Origin of the sequence: Caldanaerobius polysaccharolyticus DSM 13641 (genome assembly GCF_000427425.1) — a bacterium.
Lineage (GTDB): Bacteria > Bacillota > Thermoanaerobacteria > Thermoanaerobacterales > Caldanaerobiaceae > Caldanaerobius > Caldanaerobius polysaccharolyticus.
Window position 1 is genome coordinate 1,025,572 of record NZ_KE386494.1, and the last position, 17,906, is coordinate 1,043,477.

17 protein-coding genes are annotated in these 17,906 nt (G+C 45.5%); all 17 read right to left on the reverse strand.

Going from position 1 to position 17,906, the window contains the following annotated elements:
- Position 1 precedes the first annotated feature (1 nt).
- Complete coding sequence (locus tag CALPO_RS0105895; RefSeq protein WP_035172208.1) at positions 2 to 1,246, reverse strand: glucuronate isomerase; 1,245 nt, start codon at positions 1,244 to 1,246, stop codon at positions 2 to 4.
- A gap of 146 nt (positions 1,247 to 1,392) precedes the next feature.
- Positions 1,393 to 2,562 (reverse strand): iron-containing alcohol dehydrogenase, encoded by a 1,170-nt coding sequence (locus CALPO_RS0105900; RefSeq protein ID WP_026486506.1) that lies wholly within the window; start codon positions 2,560 to 2,562, stop codon positions 1,393 to 1,395.
- Positions 2,563 to 2,688: 126 nt separating this feature from the next.
- Positions 2,689 to 3,099, reverse strand: a complete 411-nt coding sequence (locus tag CALPO_RS0105910; RefSeq protein ID WP_026486507.1) for an Hsp20/alpha crystallin family protein — start codon at positions 3,097 to 3,099, stop codon at positions 2,689 to 2,691.
- Between the two features lie 63 nt (positions 3,100 to 3,162).
- Positions 3,163 to 3,789 carry an SGNH/GDSL hydrolase family protein gene (locus CALPO_RS0105915; protein WP_026486508.1) on the reverse strand — a complete coding sequence of 209 codons (627 nt, stop codon included), beginning with the start codon at positions 3,787 to 3,789 and terminating at the stop codon, positions 3,163 to 3,165.
- Between the two features lie 43 nt (positions 3,790 to 3,832).
- A complete protein-coding gene (rbsK, locus tag CALPO_RS0105920) occupies positions 3,833 to 4,723 on the reverse strand; it encodes a ribokinase (RefSeq protein ID WP_026486509.1) in 891 nt (296 codons plus the stop codon).
- A 29-nt stretch (positions 4,724 to 4,752) separates the two neighbouring features.
- Positions 4,753 to 5,136 (reverse strand): PspC domain-containing protein, encoded by a 384-nt coding sequence (locus CALPO_RS0105925; RefSeq protein ID WP_026486510.1) that lies wholly within the window; start codon positions 5,134 to 5,136, stop codon positions 4,753 to 4,755.
- Positions 5,137 to 5,171: 35 nt separating this feature from the next.
- On the reverse strand, positions 5,172 to 5,513 hold the full coding sequence (locus CALPO_RS0105930; RefSeq protein WP_026486511.1) for a hypothetical protein: 342 nt from the start codon (positions 5,511 to 5,513) through the stop codon (positions 5,172 to 5,174).
- 61 nt (positions 5,514 to 5,574) lie between these two features.
- On the reverse strand, positions 5,575 to 6,471 hold the full coding sequence (locus CALPO_RS0105935; protein ID WP_026486512.1) for an ABC transporter ATP-binding protein: 897 nt from the start codon (positions 6,469 to 6,471) through the stop codon (positions 5,575 to 5,577).
- 9 nt (positions 6,472 to 6,480) lie between these two features.
- Positions 6,481 to 9,348 carry an ABC transporter permease gene (locus CALPO_RS0105940; protein WP_026486513.1) on the reverse strand — a complete coding sequence of 956 codons (2,868 nt, stop codon included), beginning with the start codon at positions 9,346 to 9,348 and terminating at the stop codon, positions 6,481 to 6,483.
- 16 nt (positions 9,349 to 9,364) lie between these two features.
- The gene (locus tag CALPO_RS0105945; protein WP_169736184.1) at positions 9,365 to 10,405 is read right to left on the reverse strand and encodes an efflux RND transporter periplasmic adaptor subunit; all 1,041 of its coding nucleotides are present in this window, start codon (positions 10,403 to 10,405) and stop codon (positions 9,365 to 9,367) included.
- Complete coding sequence (locus tag CALPO_RS0105950; RefSeq protein WP_026486515.1) at positions 10,368 to 11,042, reverse strand: ABC transporter ATP-binding protein; 675 nt, start codon at positions 11,040 to 11,042, stop codon at positions 10,368 to 10,370. Before CALPO_RS0105950 ends, CALPO_RS0105945 begins: the two co-directional genes overlap by 38 nt.
- Before the next feature lie 143 nt (positions 11,043 to 11,185).
- Positions 11,186 to 13,096 carry an ATP-binding protein gene (locus tag CALPO_RS0105955; RefSeq protein WP_026486516.1) on the reverse strand — a complete coding sequence of 637 codons (1,911 nt, stop codon included), beginning with the start codon at positions 13,094 to 13,096 and terminating at the stop codon, positions 11,186 to 11,188.
- Entirely contained in the window at positions 13,093 to 14,205 is a 1,113-nt protein-coding gene (locus CALPO_RS0105960; protein ID WP_156940139.1) for a metallophosphoesterase family protein, read from the reverse strand. The genes CALPO_RS0105955 and CALPO_RS0105960 overlap by 4 nt, the downstream gene beginning before the upstream one ends.
- 89 nt (positions 14,206 to 14,294) lie before the next feature.
- Complete coding sequence (locus CALPO_RS13380; RefSeq protein WP_245589895.1) at positions 14,295 to 14,546, reverse strand: HEPN domain-containing protein; 252 nt, start codon at positions 14,544 to 14,546, stop codon at positions 14,295 to 14,297.
- Between the two features lie 137 nt (positions 14,547 to 14,683).
- Positions 14,684 to 15,040 carry a nucleotidyltransferase domain-containing protein gene (locus CALPO_RS0105970; protein WP_051585856.1) on the reverse strand — a complete coding sequence of 119 codons (357 nt, stop codon included), beginning with the start codon at positions 15,038 to 15,040 and terminating at the stop codon, positions 14,684 to 14,686.
- A gap of 87 nt (positions 15,041 to 15,127) precedes the next feature.
- Positions 15,128 to 15,814: an anaerobic ribonucleoside-triphosphate reductase activating protein gene (locus CALPO_RS0105975; protein ID WP_026486519.1), complete on the reverse strand. Its 687-nt coding sequence runs from the start codon at positions 15,812 to 15,814 to the stop codon at positions 15,128 to 15,130.
- Entirely contained in the window at positions 15,811 to 17,886 is a 2,076-nt protein-coding gene (locus tag CALPO_RS0105980; protein WP_026486520.1) for a ribonucleoside triphosphate reductase, read from the reverse strand. Before CALPO_RS0105980 ends, CALPO_RS0105975 begins: the two co-directional genes overlap by 4 nt.
- Positions 17,887 to 17,906 lie beyond the last annotated feature (20 nt).

Sequence of the window (17,906 nt, forward strand, 5' to 3'; positions counted from 1 at the left end):
TTTAAAACTTCCTCTCCAGAAAACCCCAGAAATTGCCTCCAAACAGTTTTTCCACGTCCCGCCTTACTTCCTGGGACTCAATAGCCCACCCTGTTCTGGCGAGGTCCGTGTACTTGTCTACAAGAACATCCGCTATGATCTTTCTTGAGTGTTCCCACTTGTAGATCAGCTGGTCCAGCACTCTGGCATCAGAATGCTGAGGTATGAAGCTCACCCCTAAAAGCTCACACCTCATGCGGGTTATCTCGTCCACAAGGCTGGGGTTATTTAAAAACCACCAGCAGCCGAAGGGCATAAGGTTTCTGAATTTGCGTGCAGCTACGGCCAGCTCGTGCTGGTTTTCTCTGGACAGCAACGTCACCATGAATTTATTGTGGGGATAGCGAGAGCATAGGTATTCCACCGCCCTGACATCAGCCCTTCCAACCCCATCACCGGCATCTTTGAGCCCAGGATTTAATTGTCTCTTTACGCCTATCATAAGTGCAAAGGGCTTGTTTAGCTCGCCAGCTACAGGCAGCACGCATTCCTCTATAATGCGACTTCTAGGAGAATCCTCAGGATACGCAAAATCCCATGGCAGCGATACCGCCATGTACACAGCTTCAATTCTGTCCATCCACTCCCTCAAAAACTTACGTATTTGTCCTGCGGTGTCACCGCTAAAATCCTCCGACACCTCATAGCCCCACTGCCTTAATTTTGCGCAAGCCTCAGGCCAATTATTTAAAAGGACATCAAGCCTTAAAGCCCCTTTAAAGCGGCTATCTTTGAGCCCTTTAAGCCAGTAACCTCTTTCCTCCTCGTTAAAAGGATCGTTTGTCATAACCACGCATTTTATACGCCCTTCTTTAAAGATCCTGTCTACATACTCTTCCAGCGATACGCTGTCAAAGTATTTTCTGTACTTTATAAGATCCCTGGATGCCACATCAAAACCCAGTTTATGTAAGTTCGTAAGCACGCCCCTGCACGCTTCGCTGTACGGAGAATTGTCAACAAACAGCGTTTTCCATATGAAATCCGCCTGTTCTCTTTTGCTCATGGCCCAGAAGTCCTGATAAGGAATATCCGCCCAGCGCATGGCCTCTGCTACAAGGTAATGGTAATTCAAGAGCTCGTCAATGCCCCATAAAAGCATATTTCCAAAAGAAGGCGGATACAGGTGCGTGTGCACATCCGTTATCTCAACGTTTTCCACGGCCTCATAAACCGTTTTTTTGATTTCGCCTTCGCTCAAAACCATAACCACATCCCCCTTGTGTTTAAATGTTACGTATTTATTATAGCAAAAACCACAAAAATAGTATATACCCAACAAAAATAAAAGCCAGCTTGAAAGAAAGCGCACTTTCTAACAAGCTGGCTTTTGACTAAGACTAGGTATTTTTGCTATTTGGCCAAATTCAATATGCTGAGCACATCCTCCCGCTTCAATGGCACAAACTGGCCAATGGTCTTTTGGCCTTTATTGGTGGCTTTATCGGCCATCTCCTCAAATCTCTCCGGCGTAATGTTCACTTCGCTCAATCTCACCGGAAGCCCTATAGACCTAAAGAAATCCTCCAGGCGTTTTATGCCTTCCAGCGCGGTCTCTTCCACATTTTCAAAGTTTACATCCACGCCCCAAACCCTGTTGGCAAACTGGGCAAACCTGTTTATATCGTGCTTATACACGTATTTCATCCAGGCCGGAAACACAATAGCCAGCCCTGCGCCGTGGGCTATATCGTAAATGGCGCTAAGCTCATGCTCAATGGCATGAGAAGACCAATCGCCAATCCTGCCCGTGCTCAAAAGGTCGTTATGGGCAATAGTCCCTGCCCACATTATCTCCGCTCTTGCCGCGTAGTTTTGCGGGTCTTTAAGAACAATGGGCGCATTATGTATCACGGTCTTGAGCGTGGCTTCACAAAGCCTATCGGTTAGCTCCACATCGCGGGTGTTGGTAAAATACCTCTCCATAATATGAGCCATTATGTCGGCAACACCACAGGACGTCTGATACGGCGGTAAAGTAAAGGTGAGCTCAGGGTTCATAATGGCAAACTGCGGCCTTATGATGTCCACGTTGAGCCCACGTTTGTACCATCCATCTTCATTGGTTATAACAGAACTCTTGCTGGCTTCGCTGCCTGTAGCCGCCAGCGTAAGTATAACACCTACAGGCAGTGCTTCTTGTGGCACGGCTTTCCCCGCATAAAAATCCCACACATCTCCCTGGTAAGGCACCCCTACGGCTATGGCCTTGGCCGAATCAATGGCGCTGCCGCCACCTACTGCCAGGATAAAGTTAATCCCGTTTTCCCTACAAATCTTTATGCCTTCGCGCACCAAGCTGAGCCTGGGATTGGGCTGCGCCCCTGGCAGCTCTATGAACTCCACGCCCGCCTTTTTCAGAGAATTTACCACTTTGTCGTAAAGCCCTGTGCGCTTTATGCTACCCCCACCGTAGTGAAACAGGATTTTGCTGCTGTACTGCTTTACCTCTTCTCCTACCAAATCTTCCGTGCCCTTGCCGAATATTATCTTAGTTGGGCTTTTAAATGTAAAATTATCCATCGCAACCACCTCTACTATAATTATATCACACACTTCCATACATCCAACACTTCAAGAAAATAAAAAGGCCGGCAAGTTCTTCCCGCCAATGCCGACCTGTACCACCTATATTGTACATAACTGTACTCATTGAATAGGAATTCTCCTGCCCCTTGGCTTATCAGGCTGGACTTTAGGCATCCTTATGGTGAGAACGCCGTTTTCAAACGTAGCCGTAGCCTTATCCGCATCCACTTCCGCAGGCAGGACAATTCTCCTGTGAAAAGCACCGTAATACCTCTCTGACAAGTAGTAACTTTGCCTGTTTCTTTCTTCCTTTCCCGCGGTCTGCCCTTTGATCTCAAGTATGTTATCCTGTATATTTATCTCGATGTTATTTTTATCAATGCCAGGTACCTCAGCTGTTGCAATGACCTCTTTTTCGGTTTCAGATACGTCCATCCTTGGCCTGTTAAAATTCTGTATAAACGAGGGGATCCTGAAATCAAAGGGAAAGTCCAACCAATCTTCAGCAGGATTCCATCTTATTAAGCTCATAAAATCCCTCCTCTCGATAATGTTGACATAAATATTATCTGTCGAAAGGAGGAAAATATGCGATTATATAGCTCCCACCGTCTTAAGCCATGCCTGCGCTATAAGGGCATGCCCTGCAGGAGTTGGGTGTACACCGTCTGCCGCCCAAAAAGCTGGTTGTCTCCTGGTACAGGCTTGAGCCATAATGCCATCCAGAGGTATGAGCAAGGCACCGTATTCCCTTGCCAGCTTTCTTACCGCCTGTATTTTAGGATCCAGGTCTTCCCTCCATTGCACCCTGTCCTCTGAAGTAGGAAGGACAAAAGGCTCTAGGATTATAATTTTAGCATCCAATTCTTCCTTCACTTGATCCAGTATATACCTGTAATCAGCCTCAAAAGCCTCTACCGATGTAGGATCATTGCTGTCATATCTCCTCCAGCAATCGTTGATTCCTATGAGTATAGAAACCCAATCGGGTTTTAAATCAAGGCAATCCTGCCTCCAGCGCGATTTAAGATCCCTAACCCTGTTGCCACTTACCCCGCGATTTATAAAGCGGACATTTACATCGGGGTACATCGCAGAAAACCACGACGCTACAAACATGGGGTACCCAAAACCCAGATCGTTTCCGTCGTCCCTATTGCGCCCCACGTCTGTAACGCTATCCCCTTGAAATAATACCAATTCCCCTTGCTTTAACAACATAACAGGATTCCTCCTTTTAATAAATTTGCCCTTTCGGGCCTCATTAGCTAAAAATATCAGGATCTATGACGTATTCCTGTGCTCCCATAAATCCTATCTTAATTGCCGCCACGCGGCTGCCAGCCCATACCGCCTCATCAATACCCTTGCCCTTTGACAGTGCAAAGACCAGCCCACCTATAAAAGCATCACCAGCACCGGTGGTATCCACTACGTTGGTGGCCACAGCTTCCTGCCTTTTTATCGTATCGCCACTATTGTACACGCACCCCTGGGCCCCTAGCGTTACGACCACATTTTTTACTGATTTATCTATTATCCTTTTTATGATGTCTCCATATTCCATACGGTTTGCTTCTGGTTCCAGTAGAGCTTTGCACTCTATCTCGTTGGGAACAATCACATCCACATTACGCCATATATCCTCATCCAAAGGACGAGCAGGAGCAGGGTTTAAAACCGTTATAACACCGTTATCGTGGGCTGTTTTAAGGGCCCATTTCACGGTCTCATAAGGTATTTCCAGCTGGGTAAGCAGTATTTTAGCGCCTTTTATAATATGGGCGTAAGGCTTTACGGTATCCACCGTGCAGTGGCCATTGGCACCGCTGTAGAGGATTATGGTATTCTGGCCTTTGAACACGTTTATAAAAGCTATGCCGCTGCTGTCATCAACCTCCAGAATGTAATCGGCGTTTACGCCGTTTTCTCTTAAATTCCTGACCAGCCTTTTACCGTAATCGTCACGGCCTACGCATCCCAGCATCAAAACCTCAGCACCCAGCTTGCCCAAAGCCACAGCCTGATTGTTTCCCTTCCCGCCAGGATGCATCTCAAAGCTCTGGCTGCATATAGTTTCGCCAGGAGAGGGATTGCGCTCTGTCTTGAGCACCAAGTCCATGTTAAGGCTTCCCAACACCACCACGTCGGCCATCTTAATCCTGCCTTTCCCTTAAAATTACCTCATTTGTCACCCCTGTACCTTAAAATAAGGCCTATTCCTAAAGCTATAAGCAAAAGAGGCCAAAAATACCTGCTGAAAAACCACGGCACTACAAACTTAAACATGAGCAATGCGCCTACGGCGATAAGTATCCAGCCGAATACCTCCGCTCCTGCCCTGGTGTTAAACAGACCTTTGTCAGACCCATCTATCACATCCACGGGATTTTCGGGTATCAGTATCCACGCGACGATGTACGCCAGTATTCCTGCTCCTCCTGCAAAAATGGTTATAATCCAGACTATCCTCACCAGGGTCGGGTCTAACCCAAAGTATTCTGCAATACCTGCGCAAACCCCACCAAGTATTCTGTTGTGAGTTGAACGGTACAGCTTATTCTCCATCAAACAAACCTCCAATTCTTTACCGGTTTAAATCACTACATCAATTGTCTGTAAACCGGCGGACGTATAATATGGCGTATTTCTCTATTAATCCTTAAGTCCACACCGCCTGCGTAAAACTGCGCAGCCATAAGCACCACAAAAAAGGTAAATAAGATAAGGCCATAATTGACAGAACCGCTATCAAACCTCCTGGCCGTGATGATTACGTCCAGCCCTACCAGCACAAAGAAAGCCGGAATCATGTAAGAACCTATATAGGGAATAAAAACAAACTTGCCGGTCTGCGCCATAAGGCCTAATATTCCCACAGCCATCAGAGACAGCGCGCAGCTTATAGTCCCCGCCTTTTTTATAAAAACCACCCTTTCTTTCAACCTTTATTCTCCACTCTCTAACATTATAGCACAAAACGGGTAAATCTGACACTGCCATAAATCAACCCGTTTTCTTTTGTTTCCCCTCGGGAGGCAATAACACAATCTTGCCATCATCCAGCTTTATCTTAAGCCTGTTGCTTATCCCCAGGGACTCAAGATAATCCCTGGGAATCTGCACACGCCCGGCCCTGTCTACTATTGCCAGTTCCTGGTGAGACATCTCGCTCATGCGCGCCTCCATCTCTTCTTCCTCAAAAGTCCTCACATCACCTGAATCAACCCTTCTAATAAACTCGCTGCTGGTCTTGCCATCCCTTATGGCCACAACCCTGTCTACCTTGCGGGCAAGCCTCAAGTCGTGGGTCACGATGATCGTAGTAAGCCCCAACTGCCTGTTTAATTCCCTTATTACGTCCAGTACCACATTGGCCGTAGCGGTATCCAAAGACCCCGTAGGCTCGTCAGCCAACAGCAACTTGGGGTCATTGGCCAGGGCAATAGCTATAGCTACCCTCTGCTGCTCACCCCCTGATAGCTCTAAGGGCTTGCGGTCCGCTTTATTCCCCAGGCCCACCATGTCTAAAAGCTCTCTGGCCCTTTGCCTCCTTATCCTGCCCTTAAATATCATAGGCAACTCCACGTTTTCCAGAGCCGAGAGATATGGTATAAGGTTCCTAGCATTGTTCTGCCACACAAACCCTACCGTCTCCCGCTTGTAGCGCACCAGGTCCCTTTCGCTCATTTTAAGCAAGTCTTTCCCATCCACAAACAGTTTGCCTGCCGTAGGTCTGTCCAACCCACCCAAGAGGTTTAAAAGGGTGGATTTGCCACTTCCGCTGTTGCCGATTATGGCCATGAGCTCGCCTTTTTCCACGTACAGGTCCAACCCCTGCAGTGCCATCACCTCTATATCAGCTACTTTGTAGATTTTTACCAGTTCTTCACATTCTACCATGAACACGGCTTAATCCTCTCCCATCTTTATAGCCTGATTGATCTTGATCCTGGACGCCATACATCCTACCACTACAAGGCCAGCTATAAGCATCATCAGCACCGAAAGCAGTAGCTTTACCTGGTCGCCTACCTCTGATACCACGACAAAAGGCGGAACCTGGTTGGAAGCATTAAACGCCATCTGAAACAGAGGCACATAAAGAGCACTGGCCAAAAAGCCTACTGCGATACCCATAAGCAGAGCCATTCCGGACGTCAATATCTGTTCCCAGATGATCATGGCTATAAGCTGCCTGAAGTAAAGACCTATTGCCCTTAAAATGCCAAACTGGTATTCACGGCTGATCAGGGATAATATCCAGTATATTAAAAATCCCATAAAGCATACTACAATAGAGATCATAAAGCTTAAGGTAAGGGCTCCGTTTAGCCCCAACTGAAAAGGATCGTTTTTAGCTGCAACCAGTTCCTGCCTGGCATTGATTACACTTATCACGCCTACATGGTTTTTCTCTATGGATTTATACAACTCTTCAGAGGTAGCTCCGGGTTTTAATTTTATCCACACGTTGTAGGGCTCCAGCGGGAAATTGTCCTGTACATAAGGTAGGTTGGCCACCACCAGCGCAGGGATACTGACATCCACTTGATCTGACGGCTTCTTTGGATTCCACGAAGGCCAGTAATTCACTATGCCGTAAACCGTAAAGGTAGCCTCCTCTGTTCCCGGCACTTTCACTTTTATTTCGTCACCAGGGGATATGTGGTACTTTTTGCTCAACGACTCAGAAATCAACGCCGCTGAAGGATTGCTTGAAAGCAGATTCAAATACTGGTTTATGTGATAGGGCAATAGCCCATTCCTGAACCACAAAGTCATACCAAAATCGTAAGGATCTACGGCCATCATCCTCACGTTGTCCTGTACGCTGTTGTTGTATATTAAAGTAGCATCATCGCGGTCGTAGACCCTGGCAGCATACTGAACCCCATCTAGCTTCTGGTATATAGAAAAGGAAGGCTCGATATAGTGTGCCACTGAACCGCCCTCATCCCCGCTGGGCGACGGCGTATAAGAAGCAGGGGGTGAAGATTTAACCGCCTCCCAATAAGGGGTAAGGACAATATCTGTCCCCACTTGGTAGTATACCCTGTCGTGCACATTGGCGTTTATGGTCCTAGCCGAATTGGCCCCAAATAAGCCTGTGGATATGGTTATAACCAGAAACAGCATTAAAAATTGGTAACGTCTGGAGCCCCTCCCTATCTCGATGAGGGTGATATAAAGAGGCGTAGGCCACACGCTATTGCCCATCCTGTATATGAGGTCTACGATATAAGGGTAAATCCTTATCAGCAACAACCCTGAGCCTATGATGAACAGCGTGGACGCAAAAAACAACAATGGGTTTATGCTCAGATTAGTAGTGTTGATATTTGTCTGATTTAACACCTGTTGTCTCTGGTCAAAGGCGTACAGTGCGTACAGGGATATACCTATAAGTACCACATCCAGAAAATACTTTTGCCAGAAAGTAGGCTTTGCCATCCTTGCGCTTTCCTGTTTTTGCGTGACAATGCTGTAATTGCTGGCATAGTAGGCCGGGATAAGGGAAGTTATAATAGCGACCACTGTCGCCAGCAGAGCATATCGGTAAGAAGTTGCCGTTATACGCACCGGTATAGCCGTCCTGCTGACAAATTCCATAAACCCGTTGGATACCCCCAGCACCTTGCTTATAAAATACCCCAGGATAGGGCCTAAAACAAAAGCTATAGCGCACAGCATCCCATTTTCTATGAAATAGCCCATTAAGATATGCCATTTTGTGGCACCCCGGCTCCTTAACACGGTGATCTCATCTTTTTGCTTTTCCACCAGCAATCCCGAAACCATAAATATATAAAAAAGCAGCATAAGCATCACCGGGATGTCCAGCGTAAGCAGCATTATCTTGAGCTGGCTCTGCCTCTCCATGTAGCTTTCCAGGATAGGCGTGTACTGACTGTAGACTCCCATGTCTTCAAACCTGTTTACCGTATTCCTCTGGATATACTGGTCGGCGTAGACTAGATTATACATATTCTCCAGATTGATGCGATGGTAATCGAATATATAGCTCCACAGGGCAAATTTCAGCTTGGTAGGATTGTTATTTATAAATTCCCTTTTAAATAATTCCTGGGTTACAAACACGCTATCTTTAGTAGAAGGTACATCAGAAGCACCGATCCAGTACCTATCATTATAATCCTTGGGCTGAAATACCCCTACGATCCTGATCTTTATCACGTCTTTAGAATTGGGATCAGAGGGGTCGGTAAGGTAAAACTCATTGCCCAATACCGTGTCGTACGCATCCAGTGCCGACTGGTTTACGATGACCTCATAAGCTCCGTCAGCAGGTTTATTGGACGGCATTTTACCGTCGATGATTTTAATGTGTTTTTCTAAATTCGACAGGGCCTGTACCGACGCAAAGCGCTGTTTCCCCGGATCCACTTTTTTATAATCCACAGGCTGCATTCTGTACTTGTCTGTGGAATAATCCACTATAGCCGCGTCCATGTGTAATCCAAAAGCCTTCTCCCCGCTCTTTTTCATAAAGAGATCTACTTTATAAAAGACATCCTCTCTCTTTTCCATAGCCGTCTTATCGGTAAAGTAAAGTGTAACGGTATAGCTTCCAGGGTACTGATCGGTTTTCTGTTGGCTGTTTTCAAACTCCTTTATTAAAAATTTTTGCAACACGCCATCGGTGTATATAGGTATGCTGCTCACCAGCCCCACTGATATGATCAGGCCTATAAGAAGGCACAAAGTCAGCCAACGGTTGTTATTAATTTTTCTTAAAACCATAATAATAACAGTCATGAGTTTCGGCCCCTTTCTAGCGAAGAATCACCTGCTGACCTTCTTTAAGCCCCGATACGATTTCAACCTGGGTTGCCGTCTGGATACCTATCTCTACATCGATCTCCCTTTTTTTATCCCCCTCCATCACCTGAACGTACGTCCTGCCCATATAAGACCTTACAGCGGCAGCAGGTAGCAGTAAAGCGTTATCCTTTTTCTGAAGCACTATGGTAAAATCCGCTATATGACCCATCTTTACATAGGACGGTAAATTGTCCACCTTGATAAACATGGCATTTTTCCTGTTGTCATCGGCGGCTTCCGCCGTATCCGCTGGAGACACCGTTACAGTTCCCGTATAATGCTTGCCGTCTATCACCACATCGGCTTTCATACCCGCTTTTACGTATTTATAATTGCTCATGTCCAGAGCTTGATAATACAGTTGAACGCTGTAAGGATCCGCGACTTTTATAAACGCCTGGTACTTAGCTATGTTGCTCCCCTGTTTGACGTTCTCATCCACAAATGTCACCACGCCATCCATCGGCGAAAACATTTTAGTCTTTTGAAGCTGCTGACTTAAAACGCTGTACTGCAGCTGGGCTTCTTCAAGATCCAGCTTTAAAAGCTCTATGGTGTACTTGTCCGCTTTGTTGTTCACGGCCTGTTCCAGCCGAATTTTAGCCTTCTGCACCTCATACCCCTGTGTTTGCAGCCTGTAAGGCACATCTCCCGGTTCCAGCTCAGCCAGCAATTGCCCTTTTTTTACGCTATCGCCTGCTTTAACGTATACGTCTTTTAAACGGCCTTCCATATCCTTAAAAGACAGAGGCACCTCCCGGCTTGATACAAAAGTGCCCGTACCTGACACTTGCCTCACGATACTACCTCTGGTCACCTTTGCGAAGGTATATGTGACCTGAGGAGGTTTTATCAAAGGCGGCGCCAGTGCCTGCTCTTCTTTGGGCATGATAGAGCTACAGCCTGCCGTACTGGCCGCGATCAAGGCAGACAATACCCACAGGCTAAGCATCCTATACAATTTGCCCGTCCTCCAACGTGTACACAACATCTGCCACCTCCATAATAGCGGGGTCATGGGTAGCTATGACCACTGTTAACCCCTCGTTGTCCACCAAATTCCTAAACAACTTTAAAACCTGAAGCCCCATCCTGCTGTCAAGCTCTGCCGTAGGCTCATCAGCCAGCACCGCTGCTGGCCTATGCGCAATGGCCCTGGCTATAGACACCCTCTGCTGCTCGCCCCCTGAGAGCTCTAATGGCCTGTGATCCATGCGCTTTGAAAGCCCTACCACAGCAAGCGCTTCCCTGGCCATCTTCTTTCTCTGGTCTTTTGGCACGCCCGCTATCCTGAGGCCAAATTCAACGTTTTCATAAGCCGACATAAGGGGCAGCAAGCCAAAAGACTGAAAAACGTATCCTAATTTGTACCTCCTTACGTCATCTCTTTCTCTTTCGCTAGCCTTAGAAATATTTTTACCTTGAAACAACACATCGCCAGCAGTAGGATAATCTAGCGCACCCAGGATATTCATGAGAGTAGTCTTGCCAGATCCTGAACGGCCTTTTAATGCGACGAGTTTTTTTTCTTCAATGGTTATGCTCACATCCTTGACAGCGTGTACCACTTCTCTGCCTGTTGTAAAATCCCGGCAGACGCCATGGGTTATAAATACGTATGAAGACATTTCCCTCCCCCTTGTCGTCTATTTGATTTTTATTATAACACCGGGGTTTTGAAATATCAAACGCCTTCAAATTAACCTTACAAATACGATGACAGTACCAACATGCTTATGTTTACAAAATAGCTCCGGGCATCCCGGAGCTATCATATTCTAATAATACTTACGCTACCGCCATTTAATTTTTCTACCACATCAATTTCCCTTTTATGACACGTAAATAAAATCACCTGACGCTTTTTCCCGTACTCCACCAAAAAGCCCAAAGCATTTTCAAGCCTTTGGTCGTCATACTGTACCAGGGCATCGTCGAGGATCAAAGGGGGATTTTTATCGCAAGACACCATGTCGGCCAGAGCTATTCTAAAGCCAAGGTAAATCTGATCCGCCGTTCCACCGCTCAGCTCAAAAGGGGATTTAAACACGCTGTACTCCGGAACAACAACCGACAGCTTAAAGCCATCGCTGTCAATGCCCACTTTCTCGTACTTACCTGTTATGGATTTTATAGCCTTCCCCGCTCTGCGTACAAGGGATGGGGCAAAGTCTGTATTGATCTCTTCAAGGCAGCTGCTCATAACGTTATAGGCCAGCTTACAGGCCCTGTACTCAAAATTCATCTTATCCAGCCGCTCATCCAGCAAGGCAATCTCCTGCTTCAACTCAGGTATCCTCTTGAAAACCTCGCAATCCTTCCAGCGCTCCTGTATAGAGGCAATCTGGCTTATTACTTTCTCCTTTTCCTCCGACTTTTGACCTATTACCTTATTTATCAAGCCATTTAGGTCCTCGCCACTACCCGCTATATCGCTTATACGGTATTGTCTCGCGTACACAAAAAACTGGCTCATGAGACCTTCAATGCGCCTTTGTAGCTGTTTTGCGCTGCTTTCTCTCTCCTCTTTAGCGAATCTCAGGCGATCTACCTTTGATTGCATTTCGCCTAATCTGGACTTTATCCCATCAATCTCTGATATAAGCTGCGCAAGCCTTAGGTATTTGCCCTTACATCTATAACCTAAAACGGTCAACGCAATGCCGGCCGCTGCCACCACAAAAGACAAAGGGTTGAAAAAAACAGCTACCAAGCCTATGGCCGCGAGCGCCGCACCCAATGACAGATATGCTCGATATACCGAAAACCGCCTCAATGCACCATCCACATCATCGACTTTGCCCGGCAACAGCCTCTTGACTTCCCTTTGCCTTTTGTTCAGTTCCTCTCTTGCTTTTTTTAAAGAAGAGTCTTCCAACTCCTTTATTTCGCCGCTCAATGTCTCTATCTCAGATTTCAACCTGGCAAGCTGTCCTTTGTACTCTCCTACGACAGCAGCTACAGGTTTGAGCTCATCCAATCGGGCAATCTCTTCATCCAATTCTTTAAGCTGTTCTTTAAGTTCCAGCAGCCTCGATTCATCTTGCATCATAAGCCGATGCTGGTTTATAAGCTCGTTTAACTCTTTTTCTAAAGAGTCTCTTTGCTCCATTAGGCTATTTATCGATACGTCTTTCCTTCTGCTAGAAAGTTCTTTTATGCGGCTTTCAAGATAAGACAGGGCATTGGAAGCATTCACATCCTCTTGCCCCGTATGGACGAGGTTTACTAGTTTGTTGTATAAGTCCCCCGTGTCATCCGACACCTTTGTTACAGAAAGCTGCCTTATAAAGACCGTATTGTCAAAAGCATTTGACGTTAAACCTGTTATGTCTTCACCTTTAATATCCAGCTCCTTGCCCCTTACCATATCTGAAATCTGGCAAAAATCCCTTTTGTAGCTTTCCCTATCAAATTTTCTGTGTATCATGATTTTTCTCTCGCCATCGGCTACCACCATATACCCCTCGCACTGGCTGCCGTCCCACGGCATATACGCCACTCTGTCAGGTGTCCTGTTTTTCTTTTCGCTGAGGCCGTAAAGCATAGCCCTTATAAAGGCGATTAACGTGCTCTTGCCGCTTTCATTGGACCCAAAGACTATATTTAGGCCATCTCCCAGAATAAGTTTTAAATCCCGCAGCTTGCCAAACGACTTCACGTAAAGCTCTTTTATGATCATAGGCCAGATCCCTCCAGCGCCTTTATGCCTAGCCTCAGGGCTTCCTTTATCACCTTTTTTTCATCCTCTCCTGCACTGCTTAGCATTTCATTTAGCTTTCTGGCATAAAGGCCCTTTATGCCCGGTTCTTTTTCCAGAGCAGAGGGATCTATGTCTACATCGGTTTCATCCACAATATCCACATAAAATAACCCATCTTTTACTCTGTCAGTGAGTTGATCCACCATAAAGGGAATATTTAGCCCATCTTTGTATTGTTGTTCCACACAGCCTTTGAGATATACCCTCAGTATGGCGCTTTTTTTACCGGCCCTTTTCACCTGGCGCATCAGCTCCTGAACATCCGGCATGTCCGTCACATCGATCTCCACCACAACGTATTCCCTGGCGCATATTGGGCGAAAATCCACATCGCACCCTTTCTCATCCAGCGTGCATATCACAAAACCCCTGGGACCGCACTCGCTGAAATCCCTGCCTTCTATATTGCCCGGATAGCACCACCACGTCTTTCCCGCCCGCCTCAGGCCTGAATAAGTATGAATATGGCCCAGTGCAGCATAATCCAGCCCTGAGCTCTCCAGATCCCTAGACCTTATGGGGTTATAAACGCTCTCCTGTGCCACATCTCCGTGAATAGCCATGATGTTTATCCTGCTGCCGTCTTCCACCTTAAATCCTTCCAGGGCGGGTTCTTTCGCATAAGATTCATTAAAACCCCATCCGTACACCGAAACATCTAAACCCATCAAGTCAAATCTCTCTATTCCGTGGGAGAATATATGCACGTTTTCAGGCCAATCTGAAACCCTGTAGTACGACTCTCTGGTGTAAGGATCGTGATTGCCCGGCGCTATAAAAACTCTTACAGGGTACAGTTCACCTAGCTTTGAAGCAACGTGTTTTACAGTGCTCCTTAAAACCGACTGATCGTCAAAAAGGTCGCCGGATATGATGAGCATGTCAACCCCTTCGGCTTTTACTGTATCAATAGCCCTGTCAAAGGTCATCATCATTTCTCCCCTGCGGATGGACGAAAGGCGGGGAGGTAGCCCCAAAAACTCTGAATCCAGATGTATATCAGCCATATGAGCGATCTTTAAAGCCATAATCAATGTAAACCCCCTATATAGCCAAACATGGCATAGATCCCTAGCAATCTATGCCATGTCTAGCATAACATAATTGACGTATCAGTTCAAGAACTCAGTTTATTAACATACTTTTCCATAGCATTAATAAACTTTTCTGCATTTTCCACTTGTTTTTCAGCATCTTCCCTACTCGCTATATAAAAATCATTGTAATCACTTTTATTTCTAATTCTTTCTGCGCTCATCAATATTTTTGAATAACATCTATCAAAAATTCCTGTATTAACAAAATGCTGGTTAAAATAAGCAATAACACTAGAATGTTTTTTAGAATCAAAATGCTCGAATGCCAACACAGCTCTTACAGCATGAAATATTGAATAATATGACCTGTTAAGAGATTGAGAATATATTATTATCAAGAAGTAATTTAGATGCTTTTAAATCGTTTTTAGCTTTTTCTATTCTATATTTAGCCAATTCCCTTGTAGCATCATCCATAAATCCTGATACATTCTTTCTCAATGTTCCTGAAGAGAGGAAGTATCTCAATATACTTTTTATAGCTCTGAACGCTTTGGACATACAAAGAAACCAATATACCATGTTTTAGCGACAAATCGACCATAATATCCGTTATCTTATCATCATACTTTTTAAGATCTTCTTCTCCTTCATTAACTAACACCATGATATCTACATCCGAATCACAGGAATAATCTCCGCGTGCATAAGAACCGTATAAAATAATGTTCTCCAGTTTATTATTAAAAAGGCTTACCATATTATTTTCGATTTCTTTTAATATTTCTTTTAATCTTTTATTAGTAATAGCAGATATACTCATCATAAAGATCTCGTCCTCACTTTAAATATTTACCATCCCATATTAAATTATAACATATTATTGTGTCAAACAGTAACTTCACACCTTCATCTACAGCCTTATTTCCACCCGATCAAAATACCCCACAACCTCATCCCTGGCCTTTTGCAGATACGCTTTATCGCAGTTTTGCCTGCCACACAACGCCGGGTTTAAAACTCCATCGCTATACCTATAGCCCTGAAGCACATATTTTCTGGCGCCTTTAAGCCATTGACCTATCCTCTTTATATCCTCAATGCTCAGCAGGCGAGGGTGCACCGTAGTCCTGAACTCGTAGTCCACGGGCGAGCTCTTTATAATGTCTACACTTATATTTACTTTTTCTATATCTCTTACCTGTGTCAAAAAGTTCCTGTAGCCGTCCAGTGGTGCCTTTACATCCATGGCAATATAGTCCACCAGCTTCTCTTCAATCAGCTCTTGCACCACCTCAGGTCTCGACCCATTAGTATCCAGCTTTATCAAAAAGCCTGATGATTTTATTTTGACCATCAGGCTTTTTAACCCATCCCAGAGGGTAGGTTCTCCACCGCTTATACATACACCGTCTATCAGGTTTTTTCTCCTGCCCAGATACCTCAAAATGTCCTCATCGGTAAGGTTGGCTTTTTTGTTTATGACAATGGAGCTGTTGTGACAATATGGGCAGCGAAAATTGCAACCACTTATAAACACGGTTGTGGCGATTTTGCCTGGATAATCGACAGTAGAGACAGGCATAAAGTCATATATCATACGGCGAATTCCTTTCTGTCTTTAAATTCCTCTTTCTTGCCGTTGTTCCAACACTGCACCGGCCTGTAATATCCTACTACCCTGCTGTAGACCTCGCAGTCATTCCCGCAATAAGGACATGTAAAATGCTCTCCCGAAATATAACCGTGATCGTTGCACACGGAAAAGGTTGGTGTAATCGTATAGTACGGTATCCGGTAATTGTAAGCGATCTTCTTAACCAACGCCTTGCAGGTTTCCACGTCGTTTATCCTCTCACCTATGAAGCCATGCAATACCGTTCCTCCCGTGTACTTGCACTGCAACTCTTCCTGAAGGTCCAGCGCTGTAAATATGTCGTCAGTAAAGTCCACAGGAAGCTGAGTGGAATTGGTGTAATATGGCTCATCGCGGCCACAAGTTATTATATCCGGAAACATTTCTTTGTCCTTTTTGGCTAGCCTGTACGATGCCCCTTCTGCAGGCGACGCCTCCAAATTGTAGAGAATCCCCGATTCCTGCTGGTATTCCTCCATCTTTGCCCTCATAAAATCCAGTACTTCCAGCGCAAAAGAGCGACCTTTTTCTGTGGTTATATCAACGCCCATAAAATTCAATAGCGCTTCGTTCATGCCTATAAGACCTATGGTATTGAAGTGGTTCTGCCAGTAGGAACCAAACCTCTTGTATATATCCCTCAGATAGAACCTGGCATAAGGATACAAACCTTCTTGGGTCAACCTCTCCAACACCTCACGCTTTATCTCAAGGCTTGTCCTGGCTATGTCCATGAGCCTTCCCACTCTCGATAAAAACTCCTCTTTTGTCTTGGAAAGATATCCTATCCTTGGCATATTGATTGTCACGACACCGATGGAACCGGTCAGTGGGTTAGCCCCAAAAAGCCCGCCCCCGCGCTTTCTCAGTTCTTTGTTGGAGAGACGAAGTCTGCAACACATTGACCTGACATCTTCAGGCTTCATATCGCTGTTTATAAAATTGCTGAAATACGGAAGGCCGTACTTTGCTGTCATCTCCATTACCTTATCCACTACAGGGCTGTCCCAATCGAATTCCTTCGTGATATTGTAAGTGGGTATGGGGAATGTGAATATGCGGCCACTGGCATCTCCTTCCATCATCACCTCGGCAAAAGCCGTGTTGAGCATATCCATCTCTTTCTGAAACTCTTTGTACGTCCTATCCATAAGCTGCCCGCCTATTATCACGGGCTCATCGGCTAGTATACCAGGTACAACCAGATCCATGGTTATGTTGACAAAAGGAGTCTGAAATCCTACCCTCGTAGGGACGTTCAGGTTGAATATGAACTCTTGCATAGCCTGCTTGACCTCTTTATACGTGAGGCCATCGTAGTATATAAACGGAGCCAGGTATGTATCAAAATTAGAAAACGCCTGAGCTCCCGCCGCTTCTCCCTGGAGGGTGTAGAAAAAGTTTACGATCTGTCCTAACGCCGTCCTGAAATGCTTTGGCGGTTTGCTTGCTACCTTACCCTCAACTCCTGTAAATCCGCTTAAAAGCAGATCGCGCAAATCCCAGCCGCAACAGTACACAGACAGCAAGCCTAAATCGTGAATGTGAAAATCTCCGTTGACGTGAGCATCCCTTACCTCTTTGGGATATATCTTGTTGAGCCAGTACTTGGAGATCACAGTAGTAGATATGTGGTTGTTGAGCCCCTGAAGGGAAAATCCCATGTTGCTGTTTTCGTTTATCCTCCAATCTACCTTGCCAATGTACTGATCAACTGTCTCCTCTATGTCCAGAAACAATTTTTTAAAATCCCTGATATCCTGATGCTGCTTTCTGTACAGTATATAAGCTTTTGCCGTCCTGGCATGGCCGTTTTCTATGAGCACTTTTTCCACTACATCCTGGACATCCTCAACCGACGGTATGGAATCATTGAACCTCTGTTCGATAACCTCTACCACCTGCAACATAAGCGCATGGGCTATGGTTCTGTCGCTTCCTCCAACCGCTTTAGCCGCCTTAAATATGGCCTGTTCTATTTTGCCCTCTTCAAAAGGCACGACGGAACCATCCCTTTTTCTAATATATGTAATCACAGCTGTATACCCCCAATATA